This window comes from Anabaena sp. UHCC 0204 (genome assembly GCF_009711975.1).
GTDB lineage: Bacteria > Cyanobacteriota > Cyanobacteriia > Cyanobacteriales > Nostocaceae > Dolichospermum.
On the sequence record NZ_VIKW01000038.1, the window covers coordinates 13,297 to 39,204 of the forward strand.

At 37.0% G+C, this 25,908-nt stretch carries 20 protein-coding genes; 5 read left to right on the forward strand and 15 right to left on the reverse strand.

All coding sequences use genetic code 11. The features are described 5' to 3' along the window. Positions 1 to 83: 83 nt before the first annotated feature. Complete coding sequence (locus FJR04_RS21600) at positions 84 to 1,190, reverse strand: peptidylprolyl isomerase (protein ID WP_168498634.1); 1,107 nt, start codon at positions 1,188 to 1,190, stop codon at positions 84 to 86. A gap of 278 nt (positions 1,191 to 1,468) precedes the next feature. Here FJR04_RS21600 and efp point away from each other — a divergent pair, with 278 nt between their 5' ends. Together efp and accB are read left to right on the forward strand one after the other, a co-directional pair. After that, positions 1,469 to 2,026 carry an elongation factor P gene (gene efp / locus FJR04_RS21605; protein ID WP_168498636.1) on the forward strand — a complete coding sequence of 186 codons (558 nt, stop codon included), beginning with the start codon at positions 1,469 to 1,471 and terminating at the stop codon, positions 2,024 to 2,026. Between the two features lie 152 nt (positions 2,027 to 2,178). After that, the gene (gene accB / locus FJR04_RS21610) at positions 2,179 to 2,664 is read left to right on the forward strand and encodes an acetyl-CoA carboxylase biotin carboxyl carrier protein (RefSeq protein ID WP_168498638.1); all 486 of its coding nucleotides are present in this window, start codon (positions 2,179 to 2,181) and stop codon (positions 2,662 to 2,664) included. A gap of 59 nt (positions 2,665 to 2,723) precedes the next feature. Here accB and FJR04_RS21615 read toward each other — a convergent pair whose 3' ends face one another. The 4 genes from FJR04_RS21615 to FJR04_RS21630 form a co-directional block, all read right to left on the reverse strand. Continuing rightward, positions 2,724 to 3,335: a GerMN domain-containing protein gene (locus FJR04_RS21615; RefSeq protein ID WP_168498640.1), complete on the reverse strand. Its 612-nt coding sequence runs from the start codon at positions 3,333 to 3,335 to the stop codon at positions 2,724 to 2,726. Positions 3,336 to 3,767: 432 nt separating this feature from the next. Next, positions 3,768 to 5,159 carry an IctB family putative bicarbonate transporter gene (locus tag FJR04_RS21620; RefSeq protein WP_168498642.1) on the reverse strand — a complete coding sequence of 464 codons (1,392 nt, stop codon included), beginning with the start codon at positions 5,157 to 5,159 and terminating at the stop codon, positions 3,768 to 3,770. A gap of 104 nt (positions 5,160 to 5,263) precedes the next feature. Next, a complete protein-coding gene (locus FJR04_RS21625; RefSeq protein WP_168498644.1) occupies positions 5,264 to 7,318 on the reverse strand; it encodes a serine/threonine-protein kinase in 2,055 nt (684 codons plus the stop codon). Between the two features lie 302 nt (positions 7,319 to 7,620). Further along, positions 7,621 to 8,694, reverse strand: a complete 1,074-nt coding sequence (locus FJR04_RS21630) for a serine/threonine-protein kinase (protein ID WP_168498646.1) — start codon at positions 8,692 to 8,694, stop codon at positions 7,621 to 7,623. Between the two features lie 312 nt (positions 8,695 to 9,006). Here FJR04_RS21630 and FJR04_RS21635 point away from each other — a divergent pair, with 312 nt between their 5' ends. Beyond that, the gene (locus FJR04_RS21635) at positions 9,007 to 9,195 is read left to right on the forward strand and encodes a CPXCG motif-containing cysteine-rich protein (RefSeq protein ID WP_168498648.1); all 189 of its coding nucleotides are present in this window, start codon (positions 9,007 to 9,009) and stop codon (positions 9,193 to 9,195) included. Positions 9,196 to 9,405: 210 nt separating this feature from the next. Here the strand turns inward: FJR04_RS21635 and FJR04_RS21640 are convergent, their stop codons facing one another. The 3 genes from FJR04_RS21640 to FJR04_RS21650 form a co-directional block, all read right to left on the reverse strand. Continuing rightward, positions 9,406 to 11,640, reverse strand: a complete 2,235-nt coding sequence (locus tag FJR04_RS21640) for a glycoside hydrolase (RefSeq protein ID WP_168498650.1) — start codon at positions 11,638 to 11,640, stop codon at positions 9,406 to 9,408. A gap of 79 nt (positions 11,641 to 11,719) precedes the next feature. Continuing rightward, entirely contained in the window at positions 11,720 to 11,950 is a 231-nt protein-coding gene (locus FJR04_RS21645; protein WP_168498652.1) for a NifU family protein, read from the reverse strand. Between the two features lie 186 nt (positions 11,951 to 12,136). Further along, on the reverse strand, positions 12,137 to 12,793 hold the full coding sequence (locus tag FJR04_RS21650) for a DUF3386 domain-containing protein (protein ID WP_168498654.1): 657 nt from the start codon (positions 12,791 to 12,793) through the stop codon (positions 12,137 to 12,139). 366 nt (positions 12,794 to 13,159) lie between these two features. Here FJR04_RS21650 and FJR04_RS21655 point away from each other — a divergent pair, with 366 nt between their 5' ends. Beyond that, on the forward strand, positions 13,160 to 16,591 hold the full coding sequence (locus tag FJR04_RS21655; protein ID WP_168498656.1) for a filamentous hemagglutinin N-terminal domain-containing protein: 3,432 nt from the start codon (positions 13,160 to 13,162) through the stop codon (positions 16,589 to 16,591). 194 nt (positions 16,592 to 16,785) lie between these two features. Further along, entirely contained in the window at positions 16,786 to 19,404 is a 2,619-nt protein-coding gene (clpB, locus tag FJR04_RS21660; RefSeq protein ID WP_168498658.1) for an ATP-dependent chaperone ClpB, read from the forward strand. A 316-nt stretch (positions 19,405 to 19,720) separates the two neighbouring features. On the opposite strand, the gene FJR04_RS21665 is transcribed toward clpB, so the two are convergent. The 7 genes from FJR04_RS21665 to FJR04_RS21695 form a co-directional block, all read right to left on the reverse strand. Further along, complete coding sequence (locus FJR04_RS21665) at positions 19,721 to 20,848, reverse strand: nucleotidyltransferase family protein (protein WP_168498660.1); 1,128 nt, start codon at positions 20,846 to 20,848, stop codon at positions 19,721 to 19,723. A gap of 2 nt (positions 20,849 to 20,850) precedes the next feature. Further along, positions 20,851 to 21,795: an SMP-30/gluconolactonase/LRE family protein gene (locus tag FJR04_RS21670; protein ID WP_168498662.1), complete on the reverse strand. Its 945-nt coding sequence runs from the start codon at positions 21,793 to 21,795 to the stop codon at positions 20,851 to 20,853. A gap of 32 nt (positions 21,796 to 21,827) precedes the next feature. Next, on the reverse strand, positions 21,828 to 22,727 hold the full coding sequence (locus FJR04_RS21675; RefSeq protein WP_168498664.1) for an SDR family NAD(P)-dependent oxidoreductase: 900 nt from the start codon (positions 22,725 to 22,727) through the stop codon (positions 21,828 to 21,830). A gap of 38 nt (positions 22,728 to 22,765) precedes the next feature. Beyond that, positions 22,766 to 23,455 (reverse strand): glycosyltransferase family A protein, encoded by a 690-nt coding sequence (locus FJR04_RS21680; protein WP_168498666.1) that lies wholly within the window; start codon positions 23,453 to 23,455, stop codon positions 22,766 to 22,768. 72 nt (positions 23,456 to 23,527) lie between these two features. Further along, positions 23,528 to 24,280, reverse strand: a complete 753-nt coding sequence (locus FJR04_RS21685; protein WP_168498668.1) for a glycosyltransferase — start codon at positions 24,278 to 24,280, stop codon at positions 23,528 to 23,530. A gap of 3 nt (positions 24,281 to 24,283) precedes the next feature. Further along, positions 24,284 to 25,369: a serine kinase gene (locus tag FJR04_RS21690; RefSeq protein WP_168498670.1), complete on the reverse strand. Its 1,086-nt coding sequence runs from the start codon at positions 25,367 to 25,369 to the stop codon at positions 24,284 to 24,286. 84 nt (positions 25,370 to 25,453) lie between these two features. Continuing rightward, a partial coding sequence (locus tag FJR04_RS21695; RefSeq protein WP_168498672.1) for a PqqD family protein occupies positions 25,454 to 25,908 on the reverse strand: 455 nt, incomplete at its 5' end.

A 25,908-nucleotide genomic window follows, 5' to 3' on the forward strand; every position in this document is an offset into this window, starting at 1 on the left:
GCTAACTGTATTATTTCTATATTTTAGGTTAAGTTTGTAGTTGGCACTTTAGTGCTAAAGCACCAACTACGAACAATAATTAATTAAGCTGCTTGTGGCTGAACTAAATTTTCGATGCCTTGAATAACAGTTGCGGATTCAATTTTGTCACCAGCTTTGAGTTTATCTAAAACCTCTTGACCTGCGGTGAGATAACCAAATACAGCATAACGACCATCTAAAAGATTACGTCCGGCGGGAGTAAGTTCTGGTTCAAAAAGGAAGAAGAAAACTTGGGAAGAACCACCATTTGCTTCACCTTCAGGACGTGCCATAACTAAAGCCCCAAAGGATGAAAAAGGCAATACTGGCATATCTAAATATCGTCCAGCTTCTTCGAGGGTGATACCATAGGTTGGTTCTTTTTCCCCTTGGACTAAAATTTCCAAAGGAATAGCGCGATATTGGCCAGTTTGAGGATCTATAAAACCGACTTCTTTACCAACAGGATCTCCGGTTTGGAGGAAATAGGATTCTTCAGAACGGGTGAATTCTAAGCCGTTATAAAAACCGCGTTGTACCAAATCAACAAAGTTACCAGCAGTGATAGGGGCGCTATAGCCATCTACAACTACAGTGAGATCGCCTTTATTGGTTTTGATGGCGATCGCAGCGCGTCCTTTGAGTTGGGGTAAATTACTGTACTCAGCAGGGACTTCAAAGGGGAACTCCGTCACCATTGATTCTTCTAACAAACTGACAAGATTCAATAATTTGGCTCTTCCGTCAAGAATGGGTTCTTTTTGTTTGGTTTTAACTACTTCTTGCAGTTCTGTGATGCCAGATTTCAATTCAGTAATCCAGGCTTGGGCTTGAGGTTGGCGTTCTTCCGGAACGCTGGCTAATATTTGCGAAGGTTTATCGAGTATCCGCAATGCTTGCTTGAGGTCATTAGTAACTGCTCCCCATCGCTTATTTGCCCGCAGTTGGTTAGAAATATCTTCTAAACTAGCTTGTAGTTTACGTACAGGTGGATTATCTATCGGGAGTGCATAGCGCAATAAAGCCTTACCGTCAGTAATTGCGTTTCCCGCTGGTAAACCGGCGTTACTCGTGGGAGTCCACCCAGCGGTGCTTATGCCTAAGAATATTGTTAATAGCAATATTGTTTTTAGGCTGTTCTTGACCCAGGACTTTAATAGGTTAAACATGAAATTTCTCTTTCTTCAGCATCAAAGTGTTGATTGGAAGTAACTTATAAATTATCTTCCCACATTGGGGGACTGAGGATGGACGAGGCAGGGGGGCAGAGGGGCAGGGGGCAGGGGGCAGGGGAGCAGGGGAGCAGGGGAGCAGGGGAGCAGGGGAGCAGGGAGAATATTTTTTCTACTGACAACTGACAACTGACAACTGACAACTAACAACTGACAAATTATGACCCTGGAAGGGTACAATAAATGCCGATTGTCTTGCAAAATTTGAAAATTTCATGATCTCTAGTAACGACTTCCGACCTGGTGTTTCAATTGTATTAGATGGTTCGGTTTGGCGAGTGATAGATTTTCTTCACGTTAAGCCAGGCAAGGGTTCTGCTTTTGTACGGACAACACTAAAAAATGTCCAAACTGGGAAACAGTTAGAAAAAACCTTTCGGGCTGGGGAAAGCGTTCCTCAGGCGACTTTGGAAAAGGTGACAATGCAACATACCTATAAAGAAGGCGATGAGTTTGTCTTTATGGATATGGAAACTTATGAGGAAGATAGATTAACTACAGCGCAAATCGGCGATCGCGTCAAATACCTCAAAGATGGTATGGAAGTTAACGTGATTCGTTGGGGTGAACAGGTGCTGGAAGTGGAACTACCTAATTCTGTGGTTTTGGAAATTGTCCAAACAGATCCTGGTGTCAAAGGTGATACGGCCACAGGTGGTACTAAACCAGCAACTCTGGAAACTGGTGCAACTGTTATGGTTCCCTTATTTGTTTCTCAAGGGGAACGGATTAAGATTGATACCAGAGAAGATAAATATTTAGGCAGGGAATAATTTTCCTATTTTTTTAATACCAAGTTGGAATAGTGAGGATGAAAATCCAAAATCTCAAATTGGTACTAATGATTTCAATCCCTTTTTTAAGGGATTAAATCCCTGCCTCACTGAGGATTTTAATTTAACAGTTAGGTCGAGGTAAAATAATTGTGACATTAGACTTTAATGAAATTCGTCAGCTACTAGTAACTATTGCCCAAACTGATATCGCGGAAGTTACACTCAAAAATAATGAATTTGAGCTAACGGTACGAAAGGCTGTCAGTTTTAGCAATAATGGGGTTAGTGCTGGTGTAACCCATGTATCTACTGCTTTACCAGAAGTGGTGATCAATAAAGTTGTGGATAATTCGGTAACACAACAAACTCATTCTCCTTCACCAATTGATCAGAGATTGGTTGAGGTGCAATCTCCCATGGTAGGGACTTTTTACCGCGCCCCAGCACCGGGAGAACCGCTGTTTGTGGAAGTGGGCGATCGCGTTAAAGCCGGTCAAAGTGTCTGTATCATTGAAGCTATGAAGCTCATGAACGAAATTGAAGCCGAAGTCTCTGGACAGGTGATGGAAATTTTAGTTCAAAATGGTGAACCAGTGGAATATGGTCAACCATTGATGAGAATTAACCCGGATTAATTGACAATTGACAATTGACAATTGACAATTACTAATTATCAATTATCAATTATCAATTATTAAAGCGGATAATTTTTCTGAAAACTTTCGCGGGTGAGTGGTTGTTCTAATTCCACACCTTCACCCCCTAAAACCTCTAAGGGTTTCCCGTTCACTTCAATATATACTTGAGCTTTAGGGTTGAGACTGGTAGCAGTATATACAATTTGTCCCACACGCCCAATCATGGAAGTGCTACCTCCACCAGTGGTAAAATTTTCCGATAAGTTGACATGAACATCATTATTGTCCGCTTTTAGTCCCAGTAGTTGAGTCCCTTGAGGAATAGTGGTAGAGTCTGTTCCTTCTGTTGGACCGGCTAATAAAGTTTTAAATGCTGATTCTAAAACCTGGTTGGGCTGGGTAGCAGCAATCTTTAGCGGTTGGGGAACTAAATCAATATTATTATCTTTGGATCTCAGCCAATATATACTAGCAGTCTGTTCATTAACTTGTGGGTTTGTTGGTTGCTGTACTGGATTTTGAATGGTTTGTGAAGATTTGGGTGGTGTGGGAGTATCTGTAGTCTGGGAAGCAAACCAAGCTACCCCACCGCTTACAGCTACTACCGCTGCGGAAACGGCCGCTACCGCACCTGACGAAATTCTATTAGTTCTTTGTTGGTTATTCATATATAAAACCTACTTGACTGAAGGTGGAAATAGTATTTGCTAAGATAAATAGCCTGTTTATATAGGTTATATCTTAAATAAATGCTTTGATTTGTACATAAACTGCTTTTGTTAATGTTTCTTGTTTTCGCTCTATCCAATTATTGTAGAGTTATCTTTTCTAGTCCGTCACTTTTCTCTTTATATAAATCTCATCGTTTCTTGAAAAAGTTTTTAACTTCTTAATTTATTAATCACGTTCTCAAGGGCGATTTCCTGAAAAATGTGTTTGCAAAATATACAATAGTAGGGGCGAAGCATTCGGAAAATAACCTTAGACAAAAATGAATAATTAGTCACCCGAATGCTTCGCCCGTACAGGAACATTCGGAAAATAACCTTGAACAAAAATGAATAATTAGTCGCCTGAATGCTTCGCCCGTACAGGTTAATCTAAACGTGATTTTTGTTGTTTAAAGGTTGCCAATAGCTGGCAACTAAGGCCATCATTAACCACCAGAGGGTATTAACTTCGGGACGATACCAGACTGTATCCACTAGACCATGAGCGAGCATCCCTAGCATAGTAGCGATCGCACCAATTAACCAAAATCCTTCTCTATTTCTAGTATTTCTTAATCGTCGTAGCTGCATATATCCGGTATTAAAAGCGACGACTAATAACCAGATAAAACAAGTAAAACCTAAAAAGCCGGTTTCGACAATTGTCTCTAGAAATATGGAATAGGCACTTAAGGCTGTATAACGAGGACGTTGATATTGAGGATAGACATTATTAAAAGAACTATGACCAGGACCAATGCCTATGATTGGGCGATCGCGGATCATCTCAAATACAGCGTCCCAGACATTCTTCCGAAAATTATTACTGCTATCTTGGCGACCAGCAAATATACTTACAATCCGCAGCCGGAAAGGTTCAACAAAGATCACTCCCATGACCAATATTCCAATTACACTCCCAATCAGAATTGGTAATGACCAAGTTCGCCAAAATGGTGGCATTTCTATACTCCACCAATAAATCAGCAATACCGCTACACTAAACAATCCCACCAATAAAGCAATCCAACCACCCCGACTAAAGGTAAGAACTAAGCTGGCAGTATTGACAATAAACATTGTTAGTGCTAGACCTTTTTTGATCCAACCTTGCCAAGCAACAATGGCCACCAAGCTGAGAACCACCGCAGGTAAAAGATATCCTGCCAATAAATTAGGATTACCCAAATAACTGTAAACCCTGGTAGTCTTAGCTAACGGTGATTCTGGGTCAACCCAAGTAGCTAAAGCTTTAGCACCAAAAAACCATTGTCGCAACCCATAAACACTGACAATCAGGGATATATGCAAATAAAGGGTAATTAGCCAAGACCGAAACCGATGAACTCTTAGCACCCTAGCACAAAGGGCAAACAGTAACAAATAAAGAGTTAATGTTCGTAAATCACTCAAAGCAGCTTTTGGGACTGGTGATAAAGCTGTTGCTATAACAGCAATACCCCAATACAGCAACACTAGCAGGTGGATAGGAGTGACTGAAGCTACATTTGCTGGTGTGGCTTCATCAGATAAAGTTAACAGTATCCAAAAGCCCACACAAGCCGCTAGTAATAAACCAATTAAAACACTAGAAACAAAAGGTGCAAGTCCATAGATGAGGCTAAGTAAGCCAACTGCAATGACATCTCCCCACTGCATTAAGATACTAGTTTGTCTCCAAGGACGTAAAATACCCACTAGAAACCGATGTAGGTAACTGCTAGACAAATATTCTTTGAGTGGTAAAGAAGATAAAGTCAATCTTTCCCAGACTAAATTCATGAAGAAGCTCAGAATAAAGAAGTTAAGTTTTAAAACCCAATTAATTGTAAACTAATAAATTATAAATCTAGGGAAATAATGTCGAGACGTTTCCTGGAAAATCTTTATTGAGAAACTTGCCAAATTTTAATTAAATTATCTTCACCACCACTAATGAGTAACTTCCCGTCAGGACTAAAAGCGAGGGAGGTGACAGTATTACCATGTCCTGTTAATGAGATCATCTCTTCCCCTGTAGCTACATTCCATAATTGAATGTGGTGATAGTTTTGTTCTCCAGAGGTATTCCTTCCCGCAGTGGCTAAAATTTGACCATTGGGACTAAAAGCAAGAGTATTCACATTATTAGCTTCTTGGGTGAGAGTAGTAATTGCTGTGAGGGTTTGGAGATTCCATAATTTAATAGTGCGATCGCGGCTGGCAGCAGCTAAAATCTTACTATCAGGACTAAAAGCCACCGCTATAAATGTTTGTGAACCAGTCGTTAAAGTCCGGACAGGTTTTTCTTGATTAATATTCCATAATTTAATAGTTTTATCGAAACTGCCACTTGCTAAAGTGACACCATCGGCATTAATATCTACAGAACGTACCCAGTATTTATGATCAATTAAAGTGCGAATTATTTTTCCTGTTGTTAAATCCCAAATTTTAATAGTTTTATCATCACTAGCACTAATTAATGTTTTATTATCAGCACTAATAGCTAAACTATGAATCGCATCAGTATGATTAGTTAAAGTGTGAATTAATTGATTTGTTTGTAAATTCCAAATTTTGATGGTTTTATCATCGCTACCGCTAACTAATCTTTTTCCATCATTAGTAATAGCTACCACATTGACATTTTGAGAATGTCCTTGCAAACTGGTAATTTCTCTACCTGTAATTACATCCCATAATTTAATATTATCATCACATTTACTATTATCAATTTTCTCACAATCACCACTACTAATAATGATCTTACCATCTGGACTTATTACTACCGAGGAAACTTTACTTGTATGTCCAGAAAGCGTATTTATTAGCGATAAATCTTTTGTGGGAATTGGTGTACTATTGCGAGATTGACTTAAACTAAAAGAAAAATTTGTTTTTAATTTGCGAAATTCTCGATAGCCAGATTCTCCCAATGCAAAAAAGACAATTACCCCAAAGATAAAAATTAAATTTCTGACTAAAATATATTTTTGTGGATATACCTTAGACTTTTTACTAGCTATTTTAGGAATTTTACTATTTGCTGCGGGGAGAATATGAGTATGTTTTTTCATCAAATCTCTAATGACTTCATCAGCAGATTGATAACGATGCTGGATTTCTTTTTGGAGTAGCTTATCTATGATTTCTGCTAATTCTCTACTTAGAGGAAACCGTAAATAATTATGCCAATTTCCCACCCAACCATAGCCATATTCCGTCCATAATTGAAAAGGAGACATTCCTGTTAATAGATGAAAACAAGTAGCACCTAAGCTAAATAAATCACTCGCAGGATAGGCTTTTCCATCTCTAATTTGTTCAATGGGAGAATAACCATGTGAACCAATAGAAGTACCATTTTTTCGTTGTATTCGTGCCGTAAATTGTTTGGAAGAACCAAAGTCAATTAGGGTTAATCTACCATCACATTTGCGACGAATAATATTTTCTGGTTTAATATCACGATGAATTACACCATGTTGATGTACAAATTTGATAATTGGTAATAAATCTAATAAAATAGATTGAATATCCCAATCTCGATAAACTTTGCGAGAATTCAATTCATTTAATAAATTTTGACCATCAATAAATTGCTGAACTAAATACAAACAATTATCTTGTTCAAAGTAAGCTATTAAAGTAGGAATTTGGGGATGTTCTCCTAATTCCTGTAATCGTTTTGCTTCTTCTGAGAATAACTGAATTGCTTTTTTTTGTGACCAAGTACCTTGAAATTTAGGTGCTAGTTGTTTAATGACACATAATTCATTTAATTTATCAATATCTTCGGCTATATAAGTTCTCCCAAATCCCCCTTCGTCAGAAAGGACACGGATAACGCGAAATCGGTTTCTCAAAAGTGGCACTAGAGGAGTATGACAACTTTGACAAACCTTATTTTTATGAGGATTTTGAGGATTTGAACAGTCGGGATTTAGACAGCAGATCATAATCTATAAGGTGCATCTGCATGATAAAATATATAGATAAACCTGGAGTTAATTGAGGCAATTAGTAATTATATTTAACCTATAAATTGAGAATTTACTTTTCCTGGATAAGGAAAAGTATAAAAGATGTATTATTGCCAATTTCCTCAATTATATATAAATTAAAATAAAAGATAACGGCATTTTGCCATTATTATATATATGTATATTTTGGTGAAAACTAAATTTAGATTTTAAGTAAAAACAATTATTTCTTGAACTATATTTTATTATTCAAAGCCTTAAAAAATCTGTATTGATATTTACAAAGGTGTAAAATCATGATGGGAATTAAAAAGATTTTGTCTAGCTTTTAATTTACGGATTGCAATAGCCGCGCGTGTTGCAGGTGAAGTATATAGGGGTGATTGTTCTGAGGAATTAATAGTGGGATTTTTGGGACGTTGCTGAGTTAAATAATTACTTAAATTTGCCTGATTTTTTCCCCCACCTAAAGCCATAATTACATCTTTAGCACTTTTAAATCTTCCTCCTAAAGAAACCTTGACCATTTTCCCTAAAACTTCAGCAAAATCATCACTGATACTTACTTCTTTTTGCCAACAAATTTCCCCAGTACGCAGATTATGTTCAAAATCTAAAGGACCTTTACCAGTCAATAAATAAATACAAGTTATTCCCAAAGCATAAATATCACTCGCATAAACTGGCCGTAGTGATAACTGTTCTGGAGGTGCAAAACCATTTGTACCAATGAAGTTAGTAGAAACACTTTTATTAACTGAGTTACCATAGGTATCTACAAGTTTTTCCTTAACAGCACCAAAGTCAATTAATACTATCCGTTTATCATCTTGACAACGCAGTAAATTCTGGGGTTTAATATCTCGATGAATAACATGATTTTGATGGATATAGTTTAAAACTGGGAGTATTTCTTGTAAAAACTCTTTGACATCTTTTTCATTTTTTCTGCCATTTCGTCTTACTTCCCGCGCTAAAGTATGACCATGTACATATTCTTGGACTAGATAAAATTCCCCATTACTTTCAAAATAGTCAATTAGCATGGGAATTTGGCTATGACTACCTAACAGGGATAAAATTTTAGCTTCTTTTTCAAATCGTTGACAAGCTTTTTGCAAACTTTTTGGTTTAGTAACTCTAGGATAAAGCTGTTTAATTACACACAAAGGATTTCCTGGTAAAATTACATCTTTTGCTAAAAATGTAATTCCAAAACCACCTCTACCTAAAACCCGTAATACTTGATAGCGTTCTCGAAATAATACCTGAGAACCGCATATTTGACCAAGTTTAATATGCTGTAATGTATAATCTTGCAGGTTTGTGATATTTCGAGTAAAGGGATTCATTTTAATCAAGTCGCAGATTATAATATCTTCAATCTTATGATAGATATTCTCAAGTGACATGAGTATGACCGGATATTTAAAAAATCGGCGTTGCTGATAGCCTGCGTGGCGATAGCCATATTGAGGTATGAAATTCCTAAATTGAACCTTTAAAACTCTTACCTTTGCGTCTTTGCGCCTTTGCGTGAGACTAAAATTCATACCGTTAATCAGCAACGCCAAAAAATCCTGTACTCTTAAATTAAATCCGGTTTTGCGAACTAACGGAAAATCAAGGGTGAAGGAGAAATATAATTGAGATAATATCTAGAGATGCAAAACACATCTGAATTTTATTGTGCTTATTGTGGTGAACCAAACTTAACTTTTATTGACTTTAGTGCAGGAATGCAACAAAGTTATATAGAAGATTGTCAAGTTTGTTGTCGTCCTAATATTTTGTATATTAGGATTGATGAAGATACACTAGAAGTTGAAATTGATAGTGAATACGAAGGCTAATTTTTAGATATTTATCAATTGCGAGAAACTCTGTAGAGACGTTCCATGGGTAGGGATTCTCGTCTCTACATTGTTTTTCACCAGATGTCTATTATATTTAGGACTTACGCAATAACTCCCTGAAACTCTTATTTCGACCTGTCCTCTGCGTCCTCTGCGTCCTCTGCGGTTAGTTTCTTCATGATTTTGCGTAAGTCCTGATATTGTTCACTAAGGAACATCAATAGGAATCAAACCATTTTCTGGGACATAACTAGAAAAACAACCATCATCAGATAATACCAAAACCAAGCGGAGAGGATAATCTGGTGGAACTTGCAAATCAGCCCAGGGTACTGATATTTCTAAACAAGAATCTAACGCAGCTTGGGCGCGAGTAGCACGAGGACACCATAAATAATTGTCTTCTGCTTCTTGAAATTGAACTGATTGACTGAGTAAATTAACTTGTAAATGATGGTGAAATAGATAATTCAAAGGTGCGTTGTCTGGTAGTTCTGCTAGAGGTATGGAACTATTCACCATTGTTTTATCTGGATAATACCAAAGTAAGTTTAACTCCGGTGGTAAGTCTTTTCCGGGAACAGCACCTGCTTTAAAATCTACTCGCAGGTAGAAATTCAAATGGTCTACCCCATACCATAGACGCTGAATGAGGCTATTGTTGTGCATTGTTCCTCTTGCCCCACCAACTTCTATGCGTCCGGCTTTGTCCCAATCTTGTTCATCACCTTTACCATCTATGACAGGATGAATAAAGCCTTCTGGTTTATGCTCGGAACGGGCTTCATGGATTTCCAGTGGTGTTTGCAGATATGCGGGTATGGGTTCATTCAAGGCTTTATAAATGCCATAGAGATGTTCCCGAAATAATTGGTCAAATATGGCATCTTGGTTAGAAGAATGTCCTTCTCCAAACCACCAAAACCAGTCTGAACCTTCAGCGGCATAGAGGGCTTCCCAGGCTGCGGGGTTGTTTTCTTCTGTGGCTTCGGGATGATTTGCTAAGACTTGTCGCGCTGCGGTGAGATAATCCCAGGCGCGGTTTTTTGCTGGATCTCCTATCCAAGTGGTAAAATTACCGTCTACCCAAGAACCGCTATGGAGTTTTTCACTTTCGATAGTTGCGGTGGGGGGGAATTTGCCAATAAATTCGGAGACGGTGACAAGTTTGATATGGGGTTCATTACTCAAACTTTCATACAGTGTTTCCAGGAAGTCTTTTCCGTCATGGGGATAAAATTCCCAGCAATTTTCCCCATCTAGGGCAATTGTAACTAACCAAGGTTGATCATCGCCACTTTCTTTTTGTTGTTTAGCGATCGCTTGGAAATGTCCCACTAAATCTGCTGCTGCTTTTTTCGCCGGCATTGCCCCGTAGGTAAAGCCAATTAAATCTGATAGTCTATGATCACGGAAAACAATAGCAACATCACCGGCTGGAGTTTGCAGACGATAGGGACGATAAAGCAATTCTGGTTGCTGGACATTTCCCGCAGCGTCACGATGAAAAAAGTGTTTTAATGACCAACCTAAAACGGCTTCATCTGAACAAATCCATTGAAAACCTTGTTTAATAATATACGGTAAAATTTCTGGACTAACGGATTGTTCCGAAGGCCATAAACCTCTTGGTTCTTGTCCAAACCTGTCTATATATAAATCCCAGGATTTTTGTAAATGTCGGGGTATATCTTCCACCCACTGAAACCGCTGTTTAGGTAATGTCATTTGCGGCACTGCTACTCGTCCCGCATTCGTGTCCGCTAATAGGGGTAAAATGGGGTGAGTGTAGGGTGTGGTGGTAACTTCTAGTTGCCCACTTTTCTGCATTTTCCGGTGTTGGGGAATAATCTGACTGAGGATTTGCCGTTGTTTGGAATAAATGCGCTGGCGATCGCCTAAACTGAAATTACGTCCTTTTTCTAACCACGCTGCAATTTCTGGGTCATTCCAAAATAAAGGATCAATCCAAGCTAAATTATGCCACGCTAGTAAATCACCATAATCTGATAACTGCCAATTTGCTAGACACCAATTTTCTCCTTGTTCCTGCCGTTGATAATATAATTGGGCATAACGAGGATGGGGATCAATCAAGGTATGATGGTTAGCATCAAAGAAATGTTGAATAATAAACTCTTTCTGTTCACGACTTAAGTGTTCTACAGGTGTCAAACTAGCAGTCAAATAAGGGTCTAAAGCCGTACCCGCAACATAATCTTCCAATTGCAATATTAACGAAGGAACTAAATTCACCGTTTGGTGTAACTTAGGATACTTCTCTAACAATAATACTAAATCCAAATAATCCTTAGTGCCATGTAAACGTACCCAAGGCAAGCGATACTGCTGACTACTCCCCGGAGAACTACCATTTTCAGGAGACTTGTACAACGGTTGATGTTGATGCCAGATAAACGCAACGTGCAGAGGATGAGACATAGAGTTTGTTGAATAATAGGGAACAATTGATAATTGATAATTGATAATTGACAATTCACAATTATCAATTATCAGTAATTTAGATGATTTGTTCTACCTCGGCAATTTCGGGAATCATTTCTTTAAGACGGCGTTCAATACCCATTCTCAAAGTCATTGTAGAACTCGGACAAGAACCACAAGCACCCTGTAACCGGAGTTTCACAATGGGACCATCTAATTCTACAAGTTCCACGTTACCACCATCGGAGATTAGGTAAGGACGCATTTCGTCTAATACAGTTTCTACGTTGTCTATCGTTAGTTCCATAATTTCAGACCTGTTGAGTTAATAAATTGGGAATTATCGAAGTTGCTAATGATCTAGTTTAGGCTGGTAATGGGGAATTAGTCAGTTGTTCGTGGTCAGTTGTCAGTTGTCAGTTGTCAGTTGCAAAAGAATATTTTTCCCCTGCTCCCCTGCTCCCCTGCTCCCTGCCTCTTCTCTGTCACCTTTCTAAGCTGCTACCAATTCCAGTAGCTTTATATTAAAATAAACAAACTCAGTAATTGATTGAGCAGTTTCACTTTCAGCACCTTCATACTCTGTGACTACCTGCTTCGTCAAAATGTAATAATTTCCAAACTTTTGATATGTATCTCTAAATTTGAGAATGCTGTTAACATCACTTGTTTGCGAATTCCGAAACACCACATCATAGACAGAAGGAATATAACCGGAGTCTGTATCTAGGAATTCCCAAGAATTAATCTCCAAAGCCATCCGACCCATGACGCGAATTTCTTGGCATATTTTTTGATTATGGATTTGATAGTGAGAATCAGTAGTTTCACCTTTGACGAAAACCGTGACTGTATCTGCTGTCTCACTTAAACTAAATTCATGTTGACTGTAAGCATTTTCAAAATTGCTTCTTTGACAGCGTGTGACTATTTCCTGTAACTGAATATCAATTCCTGCTTCTATTTGTTTATCTGCAACTCCTGTAATTTCTATATTCAAGCTACGGTCAATCTGAATTTTACCGTTGTAAACTTCATCTTCCTGTAGCAGTTGCACATCGGCAGCATAACCAGGAAAGTTTTCATCCCAAGTGTAGCGACTTTCGTAAGCAGTTTGGAATATAATTCCTGCTGTTGACTGAATTGCCATATAACCACTTTGACTGCACTTTTCTAACAGTTTAATTCAAAGTTGATAATTCCTATACAAAATATATTCTTGTTTTGGCGATCGCCTTCAATAATTTTGACTTTGGCACAACAATACCGTTCAAGTCTAACTCCAATATAGCACAAACTCGAACTATGTCAATAATCAATCGCCCAAATGTTGAAACTTCGTTAAATTATTGACGATGTTCTCAATAACTCTGAGAATTACCCCAGGCTTATTGAGAATGAACTATTTTGCTGGATAACCTATTTGAAAAACTTATTGATCTAGAAAACCTCTGTAAGTGTACTAAAATGTTGGTTTCAGGGAATACTGAGAAATTATCCCAAAGTTGATCTAAATATGAAAATTCAGCATCTCATTCATCACTTCAAACTCGCTTTATTCCTGATTTTGGGAACACTAACGACAGAACAAGAACTTTACGCACAATTAGTGCCTGATAATACATTACCAACAAATTCCGTTGTCATGTCTATTGATGAACTCAATAAACTTATAGAAGGTGGGACAATTAATGGTGCAAATTTATTTCACAGTTTTGCAGAATTTAATGTCAGTGAAAATGGCAGTGTATATTTTCATAATCCCATAGGGATAGATAATATATTAACTCGTGTAACTGGTGGTAATATATCTCATATTTTAGGAACATTAGGAGTAGAGGGAACAGCAAATTTATTTTTAATTAATCCTCATGGAATTCATTTTGGTAATAGTGCAAGTTTAGATATTCACGGTTCATTTACAGCGACAACTGCGGATAGTATTAGATTGGGTGAAGATGGATTATTTAGTGCTGATCTTTCCCAAAATAGTAATTTACTTTCTGTCCAACCAAGTGCATTATTTACGAATGCTTTAAAAAATCAGCAAGCCATTATTAATAATCAAGGAAATCTCCAAGTTGATGAGAGCAAAAATATAACTTTATTGGGTGCAAATATAATCAATACAGGGACATTAATCGCACCAGGGGGAATGATTGAATTAACAGCTACAGAAAATATTTCAATTATAGGAAATATTTCAATTCCAGGAAATATAACTACATCTAGTTTAGATAATGACGCTGGTAATATTGCCATTACTTCGGAATTCGGAAATATTGAGATTAGTAATAGTAACTTAATTAGTACATCTTCGATAGAAGATGGTATTAGTAGTGGTAGGGGTGGAGATATAACTATTCAAGCCGGAGGAACTGCGATTGATAAACCAGCCATTAGTTTAACTGATACCACAATAGATACAGCAGCTTTTGGTAATAATGGAAAATCAGGAAATATTTTAATTTCTGCAACTAATAATGGAGGAATTAAATTAATAGGAGAAAATCAACAACCGCGAATTTATGCTGATACCTTTGCTAGTGATTCTCAAAATCAAAATCAACGAACAGGTGGTAATATTAAGATTATTGGTGGGGATATTAATATCAATAATTATATCATAGATAATACAGTTCATAAAAATACCTATGGAAATGGTGGTTATATCAAAATTTTCGGTAAAAATATTACTGTTGAGAACAACAGCAAAATTCAAACAAACGTTAAATCTAATGCTATTGGTGACAGTGGTCATATCTATCTACTAGCAGATGATTTTCTTTATTTTCAAGATTCTGAGATTATTGCTAATAATGAATCTGAAGGTGTTGCTGGTAAAGTAGAAATCACAGGTAATAAATTAGTATCTTTAACTAAGACTAAAATTAATAGTAGTAGTAAAAATAGTGATGAAGAAAATGGTTTTAGTTATATACAAGTAACATCAGAAATTGGTTCAATTAATTTAAATTCTGTCACATTTGAGACTAATAACTCTGGTACTTCCTACGCAGGAGATATAGAATTAAATGCTGGTGATACCATTAATATTAATAATGAAAGTAGTTTAAATAGTCAGGGTAATTATGGTCGAGTTTTAATTAATAGTCAAAAACTGAATATTGATAATTCCACCTTTAATACCAACAATCCTAGTAGTGATAGTGATGCTGGTTATATGGAGTTTAAAATCACGGAATTAGCAGAAATTAATAATAGTCAATTTACTAGTAAAGGAAATCTTGGCTATATCTCTATCGAAAGTTCTAGCGTCGTGATTGATAACTCAATATTTAACACCACAAACAGCAGCGTTGAAAGTGGAGAAAATCAATTAATTCATTCTGGTAATATATCAATTAATGCTGAGAATCAAATATCTATTCTTAATCATTCCCAGCTAAATGCTTTTACAGAACGTCAAGGAAATGCAGGTAATATTATTCTCAATTCTCCCAACGGCTCAATTATTATTAACAATGGTTCTGGATTAAGTAGTAACGTAGAAAAAACAGGAATAGGAACAGGAGGTTATATTGATATAGATACTCAAAAATTACAACTTTTGGGAAATTCAGCAATCAAAACATTAGTCCAACCAGGAGGAGAAGGAAACGCCGGAAATATTAATCTCCGAAATTTAAATAGTTTAGAAATTAATCATAGTGAAATTTCTGCAACATCTATTGATGGTCTCGCGGGAAGTATTAATATAGATGCTAAAAACTCAATAGAAATTAGAGGAGAAAAAGGTATAGCGGTAGAATCCACCGGTCAAGGCGAAGCAGGAAGTTTAAATATTTATACTTCTAACTTTATTATTGCTGATGGTGCGAAAATATCTGCATCTAACACAGATGGAGCAGGAGGTAGTATTAATATTTATGCTGATACATTTACAGCCACCAATGGGGGACAATTAATTACGAATACATCTGGTAATGCTAAAGCTGGAAATATTACTTTACAGGTGAAAGAAAATATTACCCTAGCTGATGCCAATAGTGGCATTTTTGCCAGTACCAATCCTGGTTCTAGTGGTGATAGTGGTAGTATTGATATTGACCCCGAAATGTTTATGATTAAAAATGGTGCGGGGATAGGAGTCAATAGTCAAGGTAGTGGCAAAGGTGGAGATATTTATCTACAAGCTGGGACACTGATATTAGATAATAATGCTTATATTACTGCGGCTACAGCGAGTAATCAAGGTGGAGAAATTAATCTCACTATTAGAGATTTATTATTATTACGTTATGGTAGTAATATTACTGCTACAGCAGGGAAATCAGGTGCAGGAGGAAATGGGGGAAATATTAATATTAGTGTTCCTTTTATTGTAGCTTTGCCTAGTGAAAATAGCAATATTACAGCCAATGCTTTTCAAGGAGATGGAGGAAATATCAACATCACTACAAATACTATTTTTGGTTTAAAGTTTCGTGATCAAGAAACTGAATTTAGTGATATTACTGCTTCTTCAAAATTTGGCTTGAGTGGTGAAGTGATAATCAATCGTTTAGATGTTGATCCTGCTCAAGGTTTAGAAGCATTATCTACTAATTTAGTTGATGCTTCTAGTCAACTTGCTCAAAGTTGTCAAGGTGGTGGAAAATTAGCACGTCAACAAAATCAATTTATCATTGTCGGGAAAGGTGGATTACCATCTCAGCCTAGCGATTTATTAACTGGAACAACTCCTTTAGTAGATTTAATAGATCCAGTTTCTACTCAGGAAACAAGTCAAGAAAATATTATACCAGTTGTCATTAGTAAAAAGTCAGAAAACAGCACAAATCGGGTATTTCAACAAGTACAAGGATGGGTAATTGCTGATGATGGTAAAGTAATTCTCACAGCCGAAGCACAAAAATCAACATTGCAAAATACAGGTTTAAATCATCCTGGTTGTCAAGTTTCTGTGGGAGGACTTACGCAGTAACTAGGAAATGTAAAGGTAATTCATGAATTACCACAACGATAAATAGAGATTTCACGTAATTTTTTTCTATTTCCTGTCACCTGTAACCTCAGATTGGGCAATAATACTACATTTTAAAGATGTGAAGACCGATCCAGCTATGACCCCAGATATTTTTACAATGATGTTATTAGACAAAATTATTCTAAAAGCCTATGCAGCCTAATAACCCCAATCAATTTACAGAAAAAGCCTGGGAAGCGATCGCTCAAACCCCCGATATCGCTAAACAGTACCACCAACAGCAACTAGAAAGTGAACACCTGATGAAAGGGTTGCTAGAGCAGGAAGGACTGGCCAGTGCGATTTTTACCAAAGCCGGTGCAAATCTGCAAAAAGTCCGCGATCGCACAGAGCAATTTATTCAACGTCAACCCAAGGTATCTGGAACTAGCACTTCTGTTTATTTAGGGCGAAGTTTAGATACACTGTTAGATCGGGCAGAAAAATATCGTCAAGAATTTAAAGACGAATATATTTCTATTGAACATTTACTGCTGGGTTACGCCAAAGATGACCGTTTTGGTAAAGGTCTCATCCAGGAATTTGGTTTAGATGAAAACAAACTCAAAAATATTATTAAAGAAATTCGGGGGAATCAAAAAGTGACAGACCAAAATCCAGAAGGTAAGTATCAATCACTGGAGAAATATGGCCGCGATCTCACAGAAGCCGCCCGTAAAGGTCAACTAGACCCTGTAATTGGTCGTGATGATGAAATTCGTCGGACGGTGCAAATTCTCTCCCGTCGTACCAAAAATAACCCGGTTTTAATTGGTGAACCTGGCGTTGGTAAAACTGCGATCGCTGAAGGTCTAGCACAACGCATAGTAGCAGGTGATGTTCCCCAATCTCTCAAAGATCGGAAATTGATTAGTTTGGATATGGGAGCTTTAATTGCCGGAGCAAAATTCCGAGGTGAATTTGAAGAACGGCTCAAAGCAGTATTAAAAGAAGTTACCGAATCTGGCGGAAATATTGTTTTATTTATTGATGAAATTCATACCGTTGTCGGTGCAGGTGCAACCCAAGGGGCTATGGATGCCGGTAACTTATTAAAGCCGATGTTAGCACGGGGTGAGTTACGCTGTATTGGGGCGACAACTTTAGACGAATATCGCAAATATTTGGAAAAAGATGCAGCTTTGGAAAGACGCTTCCAACAAGTTTATGTAGATCAGCCAAATGTCCAAGATACAATTTCGATTTTACGCGGTTTAAAAGAACGCTATGAAGTTCATCATGGGGTGAGAATTTCTGATAGTTCCCTCGTGGCTGCGGCTACTCTCTCTAATCGTTATATTAGCGATCGCTTTCTCCCCGACAAAGCCATTGATTTAGTTGATGAAGCCGCTGCTAGACTGAAAATGGAGATTACATCCAAACCCGAAGAACTCGACGAAATAGACCGGAAAATTCTCCAATTAGAAATGGAGAAACTCTCCTTACAAAAAGAAATTGATCCTGCTTCCCGCGAACGTTTAGAAAGATTAGAAAAAGAACTAGCTGACTTCAAAGAAGAACAAAGAACTCTCAGCAGTCAATGGCAATCTGAGAAAGATATTATCACCAAAATTCAGTCAATTAAAGAAGAAATTGACCGTGTTAACTTAGAAATTCAACAAACAGAAAGAAACTATGATCTCAACCGGGCTGCGGAATTAAAATATGGCATATTAACAGACTTACAGCGAAAATTAGCCGCAGTCGAAAGTGAACTTTCTCAAACCCAAGGCACAGGCAAATCTCTATTACGAGAAGAAGTCACAGAAGCCGATATTGCCGAAATTATTTCTAAATGGACAGGAATTCCTCTTAATAAATTAGTGGAATCAGAAAAAGACAAACTCTTGCATTTAGAAGATGAATTACATCATCGTGTCATCGGTCAACATGAAGCCGTCACCGCTGTAGCTGATGCCATTCAACGTTCTCGCGCTGGACTCTCTGACCCCAACCGTCCCATTGCCAGTTTTGTCTTCCTCGGTCCAACAGGTGTGGGTAAAACCGAACTCGCTAAAGCCTTAGCAGCCTATATGTTTGACACAGAAGAATCCTTAGTGCGGATTGATATGTCCGAATATATGGAGAAACACGCCGTCTCTCGCTTAATTGGTGCGCCTCCCGGATATGTCGGTTATGAAGAAGGAGGACAATTAACCGAAGCCATTCGTCGTCGTCCCTATGCGGTGATTTTATTCGACGAAATCGAAAAAGCCCACCCTGACGTTTTTAATATATTCCTGCAAATTCTCGATGATGGTAGGGTGACAGATGCCCAAGGTCGAACAGTGGACTTTAAAAATAGTATCATTATCATGACCAGTAACATCGGTTCTCAATACATCCTTGATATATCTGGAGATGACACCCGTTACGATGAAATGCGTAATCGAGTAATGGAAGCAATGCGTAGTAGTTTCCGTCCAGAGTTCTTAAACCGTTTGGATGAACTAATTATTTTCCACAGTTTACAAAAATCAGAATTGCGGAATATTGTCCAATTACAAGTAGATAGGTTAAGACAAAGATTGAGTGACAGAAAAATGTCTTTGAAATTATCTAATTCTGCTATTGACTTTTTAGCAGAAGTAGGATATGATCCTGTATTTGGTGCAAGACCATTAAAACGAGCTATTCAACGGGAATTAGAAACCCAAATAGCTAAAGCCATTTTACGGGGTGACTTTAGCGACGGTGACACCATTTTTGTAGATGTTGAAAATGAGCGTCTTTCCTTTAATCGTTTACCCGCAGAAGTATTTACGAGTTAATTGCTTGACAATAGGGAATAAGAAGAAGATATTTCCTAATCATCATCTGTAGAGGCGTTTCCGTGGAACGTCTCTACGATAAAAGGTTTAATTTCAGTTTTTATTAAATTTTTAATTCCGAGAAAGCGGTACTATAGCGGTATGCACTTGAGTGAGATACAGTCAGCCAATTGCAAACCCTGTAGGGGCGCAGGGTCTGCGCCCTAAATTGTATTGCATCCTACCGATAACCGCTATAGTACACAACGGCGTAAATAAACCAACCATTAAGAATTCTCAAAAAGCTTGTGTTATCTGCTTTTTTAATTTTTAATTTTTAATTTTTAATTCCGCCCTGCGGTACTAGCCTTTTTATGCCTTTAATCATTGCATGATATGGAATTTGCCACGAATTTTCTAACCCCCAAAGATATTGTAGATACTTAGTAAAGCCTAAAAAATTTGATTTCCCATTTTCATCAGATACCATTCTTACATATTGGTAATATCTCAAATTTAAACGATCTAATACGCTATTATTCTCCTTCCTCATAATCTGATATTCACGATCTTCAAAGTTAGAAATGGGTAAATTGATTATCTGCGTCAAAATTGAAGATGGGATAGAAATATTTAAAATTTCCTGTAAAGCCGTGAGCAGATTTTTTAGTCCCCAAACAAAGCGGTATTCTTGGGCTTTGATAACTAACTGATTCCAGTCAATTTGATTTTCTGAAGCATTGATAATAATTGCAGCATCAGCTAGTTTATTACTTGACATAGCCTGATTTTTTAACCCTGCACAAATATACAATAACTGATATGTTGGATTTAAAATATTTATTTCTAATTCACCCAATTGAGTAATTATTATATTTTCCCAAAAATCATGTTCAGCTTTTTCTGAAAAGCCATCTGCGAATAAATGCCACCGCAAAATCAAAAATTGATTGGCACTGTTTTTAAATCCTATCGCTTGGGAAAATAGTAAAATTTCTTGAGGTATCTTTCCTGTCGCTTCCCAACCAAGATTTTGCAATAAATTAATCCCCATTAAAGCATCTGAGGAATGAATCAATAATTCTAAATTAGGCATCATTCGTAATCCATTATCGTGGTAATAATGGAGATTTAACGCGGCATCTTTAAGTAATAGAGTTTTAATTCCCTTTTCTGAAAAAGACTGTAAAATTGGGGCAATGGCTTGAAATAAAACTTGATTTTCTACCCAAGTGCGTCGGTAAACTCCCTTCAGTCTTCCTATATGCACATCTATCACTTCCTGTGCAGATAAATTGCGATAAAGTAAAGGCAATAAACGATAAGATTCAGTATCTAAATCTTCAATATCAACAGTCTCTCTCCATTGCTTCCAGGAATCAAACCCCGCTTCTTCTGATAAGAATGCTGCTTGCAAAAGCAATTTTTTCTCGTTAGTAAGTCCAGAATTTTCTTGATTATTCATGATTATACTTTTATCCCTGGAATATTAACTCTAATCTTGTAAACTGAGGTAGAAGCTGTAATATAAAGACTTTGGTAATCTTCATCTCCCCAAGCACAATTTGCTGGTACTTCTGGAGTCACAATTGTTCCTAAATGATTTCCTGCTAAATCAAAAACCCAAACTCCACCACCACCAGTACAGTAGATATTTCCTTGCGCGTCTATCTTCATTCCATCTGGTAAACCGGGTTTTTCGACTTTCATATCATAAAAGATCCGTCCATTGCTAAGTGTTCCATCAGATTGAACATCAAAAACTCGGATATGACGGCGTTCGGAATCATCTATATACAGCTTTTTTTTATCAGGTGAAAATGCTAAACCATTTGGTTTGAGAAAATCATCAGCTAAGAGAATAATTTCTTTGGTATCTGGTGAAAGTCTATATACTCCTTGAATTGGTTGTTCCTGTTGTTCGGGTTTAATCCCATAAGGGGGATCTGTAAAATAAATAAACCCGTCGCTTTTAACAACGACATCATTAGGACTATTGAGTTTTTTACCTTGAAATGTATCAGCTAAAACGGTAATTGAACCATCATTTTCTGTGCGGGTAACTTGACGTGTACCATGTTCGCAAGCAATCAATCGTCCTTGTTTATCTCTAGTTAAACCGTTGGAATTATGGCTAGGTTCTCTAAAAATTGTTAATTCACCATTAGGTGTGAGTTTATATATTTTATTGGCTGGAATATCGCTAAATAGGAGATACTTTTCTTCAGTAAACCAAATCGGTCCTTCTGTAAATTGAAATCCTGTAGCTACGCGCTCAATTTTCGCATTTTTAGGAAAGAGGGTTTTAAATATTGGAGATTTTGCCTCTAATCTACCTGGTGCTAATTTTTGAGTAAAAATTGCAGCTATTCGTTTGATTTTTCTATTAATCCGTTGAACAATATGAAACATTATATTTATGCAAAAAAAATAAATAGGGTTGTTTATTCAGGCGGATTTTGAGCAACACGATAATTATATAATGTTGTGCCACCATCAATTTTTAGAACCGTTCCCGTCGTGAATTTTGAAAAGTAATCTGAGGCTAGATAAACAGCCGCTCTACCAATATAACAAGGAGAGATAGAACAACCATGCAATAGATTATATTCGATACTCAATGGTTGTTTTTGCTCATCTTCCGCTACCCAACTGGGAGCAATTCCATTGACTCTTATTTTGTATGGGGCTAAGTCTACTGCTAATTCTTTGATAATCATCCCTAATGCTGCTTTGGAAGAACTATAACTAGGCCAACGAACAACTGTTTCTTGGTGGATAGAAGTCATAAAAATAATAGAACCTTGAATAGAATTACTCACCATCATTTGGGAGATAAGTTTGGTAAGGTACATGGGACCAAATACATTAGTTTGAAAGATTTTTTGCCATTCTCCTAAATCTAAGTTATTTATCCCAATTGTTTCAAATTGAATGCCTACATTATTGACAAGAATATCAATTATGATTTTGTTTTCCTCTAAAATGCTATATAAATAATCAATATTTTCAGGTTTTGATATGTCTAAAACAAAGCCTCTTACCTTAACTGGATAAGTATTTAATTCTTTTTCTAAGTTTAAACATCCTTCCTCAACAATATCTGTGAAGAAAATATTTGCACCTTGTTTAGCCATTTCAATAGCGATACTTTTGCCAATATTTTTTGCTGCTCCGGTAATAAGAACATTTTTTCCAGCTAAAAGCTGATTATCTAAAACTAATGAAGGCTCTACAGTTTTGACTAAAATTTTCGGTTTGAGAGTAGGTATCGGATCGAGGAAGGCTTTTGATGCGGCTTTAAAACGCATTCTAATGTTATTTAACTTGGTTTTTAAGTTCATATCATATCCGTGAATTATAAGCCATCAATTTGAATATCCTAATCTTTAGTGCGACGACGATCTAGTGATGCTTTGAGAATCTGAATATATTCAGTCTGATATTGTTTTTTCTGAATTCCTTTATTGGTTTCATGCAGTCGCCGCTTGGCTACTAAATCGGGTAACATCATTGTTTGGAGTCCTATCTCTGTCAGACGTACTTGCCAACTAGCAAATTCGGCTAATTTCCAATGAGTTTCAAATAAACCAACCCGAAAAAAAGACTCTCTTTTTATTAGCAGTGCTGAAGGAATATGTCCCGGCATTAATTTATCGGGAACGTACAGTTTTGCTTTCAGATTGTCTGCCAATTCTGGACTAATAAACTGTTCAACCTGTCCAAATACAACATCAAGATTGGGGTTATTTATAAATGCTGCCATTTGGCGTGTTAATTTATCCTCTACCCAAAGGTCATCTGCATCAAGAAAGGCAAAATAATCGCCTTTGGCTAATTCTAAGCCTCGATTACGAGCCGCCGCAGTACCACTGTTGACTTGACAACAATACTGCACTACAGAACCAAATCCCTTGGCTATTTCTGCACTAGCATCAGTTGAACCATCATCTATAACGATAATTTCTAGGGGCTGATAGGTTTGAGCTAGTACACTTTCTATGGCTTGGGCTAGATACTTTTCGCAATTGTAAACTGGAATAATGACGCTGATTAAAAGGTTTTTGTTCATGCTTATTCTTGCTCCAATTTTTGATTGCGTTTACGTTCAATTGATTGTCTCATAATCTTTTAACGGTTGAATTCAAGGAGGACTACCAAGATATTCATTAATTGGCATATCTAATAAAATATTAGTTGGAGATATTTGTTTTTTTCGGATTCTATCTAAACGTTTCTTGTATATTTTGATAAATCCCAGTTCAACTAAATTTTTCCCCTCAGTCATATTTTTTTGATGTTTTCGATAAAACAGCATTACCTGATCTATAAGAACCTTGGATATCCCATTTTCCCAGGCTCGGATAAACCAATCTACATCTTCAGCATAATTGAGTGTTTCGTCAAAAATGCCAATTTTTTCAAATACAGATTTCCGATAAATTGCGCTCCCTAAATTAATATAGTTGTAAGGTTTATAGACAGGTTCAAATATAGGTTTTTTATCAGATGTCAGTTGTGATAAATTCATTTGTTGAATTAATCCTTGTACAATCTCTACCGAGGTATTATCTGCCAAATAATTTCCTTGCACTTTCAGTTTATCATCCGACCAAATATCGTCAACATCCAAAAAGGCAATTGCATCACCATTTGCTATTCTTATCCCTCGGTTTCGAGCAGCCGATGGACCACTATTTTCTTGATAAATATAGCGGATACTGTCCTTGAATTCGGCAGCTATTTCCGCAGTTTTATCTGTTGAACCATCATCAATGACAATAATTTCTAACGGCTGATAATTCTGATTTTTGACATTTTCAATGGCTTCTACTAGATATTTTTCTCCATTAAAAACTGGAATAATAACGCTAACAAATAATTTTTGATTTTCCATTTTCTATTGTTTTGTAATGAGATTGGAAATTACTTGAGGGATTTGCTCTAAATCAGTCCCCAGTTCTAAATAATAACAAGGAACTTGTTTCAAGACTTGCATCATAATTTGACAAGCTTCTTTCCCCGCACCTGCTAATTGAATCATCGTACTTGGTACAAGTGAAGCTAAAGCGGCAGCGGCAGAGGTAGCTGTTAAAGAAGTATCTTTTTTTCCCGTAATGCGGGGAACTAAAACTGCCCGAATGGGACAACTTTTCAATATTTTTTCCGGAAAATGTTCGTTAATAAAATAAACGGCTTTTTCTGAATCTAGGCGATCGCTATTACTAATAGCTTCAGCCAAAAATGGTAATCTATTCACATCATCGGCATTTTTTTTGCCTGTATTGTAGATGCTAAATACCGTTGGTATAGGTTCACAGGTAATTAAACTGTAATCGTCACTGGCATAAAAAAGCTCTGAATTAATACAACTTAAAGCCGTTGTTGATTTTCCCGAACCTCCTTTTCCTACTAACAACACACCACCGCTGGAAAGTCCCACCGCACCTGCATGAACCAGTTGTATTCCCCGTTTACTCATCCAGACATTCAAAATAGTTCGTAGCGGTGAACCGGTTTCCCAATAGGGAATTTGTTCTGTCGTATCTACCCAATAGATGCCTAAATTGCGATCGCTATCTAACAAACTCAATGCAAACGCACCCCATTGGAAACTCGTATGAATGCGATCAGTATTGAATCCGTAAATTTCTCCACGCTTAGGATGATGATGATTTCTACCCCAAGGTGGTGGTGGCATAATTGTGTTTGTTGATGTACTATCCCACAAACAAACTGTTAAATCGGGATTAACAACAGGCTCAATTTCTAAATGTCCTAAAGCCGGAGTTTGATAAGGAATTAAAGCCTCTCCAGCAAATCGCAACTGAATTTTAAAACCACCAATATCATAAAACCGATTAACTGCACCACCCACAGATGCTTCGGCTTTTTTGTATAGTTCATAAATTGAATCAAAAAAAGCGATTGGGTCTTTTTTCTCTGTTTCAATTAAGTTTTCTGATTCTTCAATATCGGGTTTCATTATTTATTTTCACTTATATTTTTAACATTGATTTGGTTGGGTTGAGATCAGAAAACCCAACCTACATAAATTCTGTTAATTGATTTAAACCTTGGCACTCGGCCAACCCATTTCCGGCTCTACATCATGGATGGGATCTAAAGCCAGCAATTCTTCCATATCTGTATATTTATTTAAAACTGGTGGTTCAAATTTTAGCTTTTCTGTAGCTTCTGTTGGAGAGTTATCTTTATCTGTATAGGTTTGATTTTCTCCATCAGTTGTATCAATACTAATTAAATTTTCGCGCTGCAATTCGGAAATTAAATTGTTAATAGCGGTGGCAATTGTTTCGCTGCTGCTGTCGTAACCACTAACTATTTTTGCCAAAATCTCACCTCTGGAAAGACCTCTAGCTAGTTTTTCCCAAATATCTGCTCCGACTGTCACCAAACTATAATAATCTCCCCCCTCCAGATTGACGATAACTACTTCACCTTCAATCATTTCGTGGACAACCTTCGGGACATTGATTTTAAATTTTTCAGATAAATTCATTG